Origin of the sequence: Mesorhizobium sp. M7A.F.Ca.CA.002.04.1.1 (assembly GCF_004022805.1) — a bacterium.
Classification (GTDB): Bacteria; Pseudomonadota; Alphaproteobacteria; order Rhizobiales; family Rhizobiaceae; genus Mesorhizobium; species Mesorhizobium ciceri.
This window is the reverse complement of record NZ_RZPL01001130.1, coordinates 1-1,052: the sequence shown is the minus strand read 5'-3', so window position 1 is coordinate 1,052 and position 1,052 is coordinate 1. Positions and strand designations below refer to the sequence as shown.

At 64.4% G+C, this 1,052-nt stretch carries 1 protein-coding gene; it reads left to right on the top strand.

The annotated features are described in order from the left end of the window. Positions 1-1,052: chaperonin GroEL (gene groEL, locus ENZ75_RS32735; RefSeq protein WP_128278659.1), on the top strand; the 1,052-nt coding region annotated here is incomplete at both ends.

The window sequence follows — 1,052 nt, the reverse complement described above, 5'->3', positions numbered from 1 at the left end:
CCACCGACGCGCGCGACCGCATGCTGCGCGGCGTCGAGATCCTTACCAATGCTGTGAAGGTCACGCTCGGCCCCAAGGGCCGCAACGTCATCATCGACAAGGCCTATGGCGCGCCGCGCATCACCAAGGACGGCGTCACCGTCGCCAAGGAAATCGAGCTTGCCGACAAGTTCGAGAACATGGGCGCCCAGATGGTGCGCGAAGTGGCCTCGAAGACCAACGACCTCGCCGGTGACGGCACCACCACCGCCACGGTGCTGGCCGCCTCGATCCTGCGCGAAGGCGCCAAGCTGGTCGCCGCCGGCATGAATCCCATGGATTTGAAGCGCGGCATCGACCAGGCGGTTTCCGCCGTGGTCAAGGAAATCCAGGCGCGCGCCAAGAAGGTCAAGTCGTCGGCCGAGATCGCGCAGGTCGGCACCATCGCCGCCAATGGCGATGCCAGCGTCGGCGAGATGATCGCCAAGGCTATGGACAAGGTCGGCAATGACGGCGTCATCACCGTCGAGGAAGCCAAGACCGCAGAGACCGAACTCGACGTCGTCGAAGGCATGCAGTTCGACCGCGGCTATCTCTCGCCCTATTTCGTCACCAATGCCGACAAGATGCGCGTCGAGCTGGAAGAACCCTACATCCTCATCCACGAGAAGAAGCTCGGCAATCTGCAGGCGATGCTGCCGATCCTCGAAGCGGTGGTGCAGAGCGGCAGGCCGCTGCTGATCATCTCCGAGGACGTCGAGGGCGAGGCTCTGGCGACGCTGGTCGTCAACAAGCTGCGCGGCGGCCTCAAGGTCGCGGCCGTCAAGGCGCCTGGCTTCGGCGATCGCCGCAAGGCGATGCTGGAAGACATCGCCGTGCTCACGTCGGGCCAGATGATCTCCGAGGACCTCGGCATCAAGCTCGAAAACGTCACCATCGAGATGCTCGGCCGCGCCAAGCGCGTGCTGATCGAGAAGGACACCACCACGATCATCGACGGTGCCGGCACCAAGGCGACCATCCAGGCGCGCGTCGCTCAGATCAAGGGCCAGATCGAGGAGACGACGTCAGAC